This window comes from Limnobaculum eriocheiris (genome assembly GCF_021010575.1).
In the GTDB taxonomy this organism is placed as follows: Bacteria; Pseudomonadota; Gammaproteobacteria; order Enterobacterales; family Enterobacteriaceae; genus Limnobaculum; species Limnobaculum eriocheiris.
In genome coordinates, this window is sequence record NZ_JAJNAG010000105.1 from 1 (window position 1) to 687 (window position 687).

Genomic DNA, 687 nt, shown 5'->3' on the forward strand with positions numbered 1-687 from the left:
GCTATGGATTTAAAAAACTGTTTCAGGTGCTTCGCAGGCAGGGGCATGTGTGGAACCACAAACGCGTGCACCGAATTTACTGCCAGTTAAAACTGAATTTTCGCCGTAAAGGTAAGCAACGCCTGCCGGTGCGCAATCCGGCTCGGCTGGCAACGCCGGAAGCACTCAATCAGAGCTGGTCCATCGATTTTATGCACGATGCATTAGTCTGTGGCCGACGTTTTCGGACCTTCAACGTCGTGGATGATTTTAACCGGGAGGCTCTGGCCATAGAAATTGATCTGAATATCCCGGCACAGCGCGTCGTCCGGGTACTGGAGCGGATAGTGGCAAACCGGGGATATCCGTTAAAGATGCGAATGGATAACGGGCCGGAATTGATATCACTGACACTGGCACAATGGGCTGAAGACCATGGAGTGATGCTGGAATTTATCAAACCGGGCAAGCCAACGCAGAACGCGTATATCGAACGATTTAACCGAACATACCGGACAGAAATACTGGATTTTTACCTGTTCAGAACACTGAATGAAGCACGGGAGATCACAGAGCGCTGGCTGAATGAATACAACAGTGAGCGGCCCCATGAATCCCTGAATAACCTGACACCGGAAGAATACCGGCTGATGGCTGAAAACCCAGAAATCTCAAAAAGTATGTGGTACTAAAATGGGTGTGCTTACA

Annotated in this window: 1 protein-coding gene; it reads left to right on the plus strand. The window is 49.6% G+C overall.

The window, feature by feature from the left end:
• Positions 1 to 671 (plus strand): IS3 family transposase (locus tag LPW36_RS17685; protein ID WP_230611902.1); only part of this gene is annotated, 671 nt, incomplete at its 5' end.
• Between the last annotated feature and the right edge of the window lie 16 nt (positions 672 to 687).